The organism is Crocinitomix catalasitica ATCC 23190, from assembly GCF_000621625.1.
Lineage (GTDB): Bacteria > Bacteroidota > Bacteroidia > Flavobacteriales_D > Crocinitomicaceae > Crocinitomix > Crocinitomix catalasitica.
This window is the reverse complement of the sequence record NZ_KK211319.1, coordinates 1-5291: the sequence shown is the minus strand read 5'-3', so window position 1 is coordinate 5291 and position 5291 is coordinate 1. Positions and strand designations below refer to the sequence as shown.

Here is a 5291-nt window from a genome sequence, read left to right as displayed (position 1 = left end):
CTGGGTAGATTTTGGCATTAATGCTTATCGATTTACGAGATTAAATCTGCGTCGATCTGCGGTTTTACATCTGCGAAAATCTGCGGGAAACATTTGAAAGCAATAAGCCTGAGATTAATAGGATTATAGAAATAAACACTTTGTGAACTCCGTGCGAGCTCCGTGTACTTGGTGGTTAACTTCGTCAAATCGCTATTCGCAGTGTTCATGATGTTTGCAAAAATAATTTTAACAACAGAGTTCAACAAGGTTTTCAAAAGGTTGCGGAGAAAAAGGATTGAATTTTAAATCTAAGGACTATCGACTCAATATTACTTATACCTTCAAAGTAATTCTAAAAGTCGTTCCTACCCCTACTTCCGATTTCAATACATATACCTTCCCTTTGTGGAAATCCTCTACAATACGTTTCACCAACGACAGTCCTAGGCCCCAACCTCTCGTTTTGGTTGTGAAACCGGGCTGGAACACAGTTTTGAGTTTATTCGACTCAATCCCTTTTCCATTGTCTGTAATGTCAATTCGAATTTGATCTTCGACTTGTGAGACGGAGATGTCAATTTTACCAGTACCATCCATTGCATCAACAGCATTCTTGGTGATATTTTCCACGACCCATTCAAGTAATGACCGATTCGCCATGCCTGTTATTTCATCGCGCTCTGACGTAAAATTCAATTCTATTTTTTTAGAAATTCTAACACGTAAATAATCAATTGAATTTCCGATTAACTCAACAATATTCTCTTCCTTTAAAATTGCTTCTGATCCTATTTTTGAAAAACGGTTAGTGACTGTATTCAAACGATCAATATCCTTGTCGATTTCGTCTGTTATACTCTTCTCCACTCCTTGAGCTTCGAGCAATTGATTCCATGCCATCAATGATGATATTGGCGTTCCTAATTGATGGGCTGTTTCTTTCGCCATACCAACCCAAACCTGGTCTTGTTCGGCTTTTCTAAACGTACTAAAAACCAAATAAGCAATCAATACAAAAAGACCAATGATAAAGAACTGTACAAAAGGGAAAAGTTCCATTTGAACAATCTCTGGGGAATACTCAAAATAAATCACACCCCGCTGGTTATCCCCTATCAACACTTCGATAGAGTCGTTTGCAAGTATTATTTGATTGATTAAATTGGTAGTGTCCTCCGTTGCAAATCCCTCAATATTGGAAGCAATTAACTGACGTGATTCTTGGTCCATAAACAATACAGGAACCAAATAATCATTCTCAATTAACTCTCTGGTAAACGCCTCACTTAACGAATCTCGATTCCTTTGTAATTCTTCTAATTTTACAGTCTTAAAATAAAGCGAATCAAAATAAAAAGCTTTTTGTTGCTCACCTTCATGTATATCTAGAATAACCGGATCGTGGTTTTCTTTCCAACGCGGAATATAACTGATTAAACTGTCTCGTTTTGCGATCCTCACTAAGGAATCCAACACCTGCCTATCTAGGCTTGGCTGCGCAAAATTTATTTTCTCCTTAATCCGTGTTACAAGGTTATCTAAATTATGACTTGAAACAATATTCTCATCCATGTCAGTCAGAATGATTGGAATATTATTGTTTTGTCTTAGAATGTTTACAGCAAAAGTATAATCATCAGAAGGCTTATTGATTTCTTCTAATGCCACTAACCACATTTCAACTTTTTGCTGATCTCTTACTTTAAGCAAATTTAAAGAAGAACTCAATTCGTTGAATGTATTATTGGTGAGGTTGACCAATTGCGACTTACGTTTAACAGCATCGGCCCACTGCTCAATTCTATCAATCTCTTTTTCCTTTACCTTGTCAACAATATCGAATGAAAACCATAATGAGGCGGCGACCATTAAAATAGCGCATCCGATTAACGTCATCTTATAACGTTGTTTTTTATGGTATAAATTCATTTTTGCCATTGTATTGTTCTAAAAGCTCAGTTGCACTAAACGAAATAAATCTATAATTATTCTATTTCTCAATTTCAATTTGAGGTTCCTTTTCTTCTTGCTCGCTGTTCGATTTCAACTTATCAAAAATATTGGAGGATCTGGTCTTGTTTTTCTTCTTTTTAGGCCCTTCGTCAAACTCATCATTCTCCGAATCTTCATCATAAAAGATAAACTCAACTTCATTCTTATTGTCTTTTTTTAATTTCTGAATCGTCGTGTCTTTTTTGAACAGACCAAAATCTGTTTTTAGCATGGATTTAATATCTGTTTTGTCTTGCTCAATATTCGCTTTTATATCCTCTTGGCGTTCTTGCTTATCCAATTTATACACCGGATTGTCAATACTCCCTGACATGGTTAAATAAATCACTATTCCCAGTCCATCGTCCTCAATTATTCCAAATTCTGATGTTTCCACTTTCGATTTTAAATCTTTGAATCTAAAACTAAAATGATAATCAATATTATTGTCAAAATCGTGCCAGCCCGAAACCTCAACGTCCATTGCGCTGGTTTCAATTCTCATTTTCGGAATGGTCATTCTGCGGTCTTTTATCTCAATAGTATTGACAATATTCGAAAATTTAATATGTTGCAATTTCTTCTCAAAACCATTGATATGCTTGTTCAACATCAATTTCAACGCCTTGTTCGATCGCATATAATCCGTTATTGCCTTCATGGTAGGTAAATTCACCAATTCACCGCTTGTTATCTCAAGGTTAGTGACCGCATATATCTTCTCTTCAATAATTGAAAAGTAAGGATTAAACAATAATAGAATGTCAATGTCTCCTGTCGCAAAACCTGATATATGTTCACTTTTTATGGATTCTTGCTTAAAGTTTTCCCACTCCTCAAACAATTGCTTCAGGTTGATGTGTTCGAATTTTAAATTACCATCCACTACATTGCCATCTGCCAATAAATTATGTACTTCTAATTTACCAATCACCGAACCGCCTAATGTATTCATTCGAATATTATTCACTGTTGCTTTTCTATTGGCCATTAAAAATTGTCCAGTAATCGTATTAAAATGATGATTATCCCAATTTAAGTCTCCAATTTCAAGTTCTACATTCAAATTCAAATTCCCCGGAAATTCGAATTGCTCAATTGGTCCTTCTTCTTCATCAACTTTTTGTTGTCCTAAAAATTCGTTTAAATCTATTTTTTGCGACTCTAAAGATGCAATCACACCCAATCCTCCGGATCCTTCAAGATAAGCAAATACATTTTTAAAAGCACCATTCAAAACAAGGTCCGAATTAAGGGTTCGTACTTTCAAATCTTTGGCGGCGACATCCTTGCCCTGCAAACGGAAATCTCCAGCAATTTCTTGGAAAATAATTTGACTATTGACACTTTGGAATTCCATTCCTTCCAGTCGTAAACTACCTGATGACTTTTTCACTTCAAATTTATCTGCCCTGTATTGTGGATCAAAAAACTGCATCACAAACGAAAGATCAACAATCGCTCTTCCTGATAAATATTTGATGCTGTTGAATTTAAAGAATTGCTGAATCGCACCCAAATCAATATCACCATTCAATTTACTATTAATGGTTGGTGTACTAAAATCTTCAACCAAACAATGTCCTTGAATAGATCCGTTTAACAACTGTAATTTAAAATCGTTGATGTCTAATTTTTCCGGTCGTTTTTTCTGTGCATTATTGTACGTTCCTGCTAAATTGATATTATAGATCTTTAATTGATTTTCTGGCTCAATTAACGAACCATTATTGACTTTAAAATTGGCATCAATTGCTGGCAGCTCAACACGTGAAAATGGTCCTTTTATTTTCATGTCAAAATCTACCAATCCTTCACTTTGGTATTTTTTAACCGCAACTAGTTTTTCATCGATTACACTATTAAAAAACTCTGAGAGCTGAATTTTATTTCCTTTAACATCAAGATCAATCGCGGCAGAATCTATTACACCACCAATATTAAAATTCATTGTTTCAATACTCAAATCACCCCTTGTAAAAGTATAAGATTGATTGATATTGTTAATGTTCAAGCCTAAATCAACAACAGCATTTTTATTTTTAATCAGATTTAACGACCCACTTTTTAAAGCATTAACCCTTAAATCACTTACGGCATACAATTCAAATTCTTCTGCTGTGAAATCACCTTTCGCTTGGGCATGATTCAGGTGTAAATCATAAACCTGATTGGTAGATGCATTGGCAAAATTAAACCTAAAATCCTCCGCCTTCAGTGCCGCTAATTTGAATGTGAACTGATCAGCAGATGTTGAATCTTTTGTCGCATTGAGAATATCGTAATTGACAGCACCGTCTTTCGTGGTTTTTAAATTAAGCACGGCGGTCTTTACACTTGCCTTTTTAACCTCGTATTGCCCCCGATAAATATCAAGTAAATTAAAATGAAGCAATAATTCTTTTGCGAAGAATAAGGTATCATTACTTTCAATATGTTCAAAAGCATCCTTAATAAACACATGCTCAAAGCCTAATGAAGCGTTGGGAAAATCTTTTAAAAAAGACAATTCAATATTCCTTACCTCAACCTTTGTTTTGAGGTTCCTATTGATTTCATTTATCGCAAAAGCCTTAATATCATCCTCGTAAACATGAAAAACAACAGTAAGTACTGTCACAAAGAACAGTGCAATAAAGAATATCCAGAAAAAGACTTTTCTGAGAATACGGAGCCCCCTTTTCATAATTTGCACAAAGTTATGACTATAATAGCGTCAAAAAACGAATGGGTTACGGGATTTTTCAACCCTTAAAAGTTAGTTTGTTTCCATCGAGATGGAAAAGTCTTGAGTTGTGAGTCTTGAGTTGCTACTCTTGAGTCCGTAGTCCTTAGTATTGAGACATTTTTCTACTTATGTATAACAACTTTTTTTTACAAATATGGTTTGATGTGAAAGGAGGTATTGTTTTCCGCAGATTTGTTTGAATTGTCATATTTAATTATTTTTCCTAGCCTTTCACTCCTACCCACTACAGCAACGCGCAACACGCTATAAACTAATAACTAGAGACTAACTGTAAAGTTTCACAAGGTTGTTAACGGAAGTTGATTAATCTTGTCTTGTAAATTTAGTAGTTTATTTTCAAACTTTTTTGGTTCTACAATAAATATTTCAGGTTCTAATTGATACCATTTATAAATTGCTTGAATTGGTGTTTTAACATCAAGTTCTTTTCTCAGTGAGCCATGTCTTCTGTATAAATTGTAGTTACACATAAAATTAAAGAGATCTTTATGCATCTGGTCGTATGAATTATAAGAGTGTTTTAAAATTGTATTAGACTTAATGGTTCTATTTACTCTTTCTACCATGC

Annotated in this window: 2 protein-coding genes and 1 pseudogene; all 3 read right to left on the bottom strand. The window is 34.5% G+C overall.

The genetic code is table 11. The features are described from left to right. Positions 1 to 315: 315 nt before the first annotated feature. Positions 316 to 1920: a sensor histidine kinase gene (locus T367_RS24375; protein WP_051568703.1), complete on the bottom strand. Its 1605-nt coding sequence runs from the start codon at positions 1918 to 1920 to the stop codon at positions 316 to 318. A 52-nt stretch (positions 1921 to 1972) separates the two neighbouring features. Continuing rightward, positions 1973 to 4660 (bottom strand): AsmA-like C-terminal region-containing protein, encoded by a 2688-nt coding sequence (locus tag T367_RS0120030; RefSeq protein ID WP_084274502.1) that lies wholly within the window; start codon positions 4658 to 4660, stop codon positions 1973 to 1975. A gap of 341 nt (positions 4661 to 5001) precedes the next feature. Next, positions 5002 to 5291, bottom strand: a pseudogene (locus T367_RS25120) (hypothetical protein); the annotation flags it as partial.

Bases quoted from the DNA above. Each gene is read 5' to 3' on its own strand.
- T367_RS24375 (WP_051568703.1), bottom strand. From the start codon at position 1,920: ATGGCAAAAATGAATTTATACCATAAAAAACAACGTTATAAGATGACG.
- T367_RS0120030 (WP_084274502.1), bottom strand. From the start codon at position 4,660: ATGAAAAGGGGGCTCCGTATTCTCAGAAAAGTCTTTTTCTGGATATTC.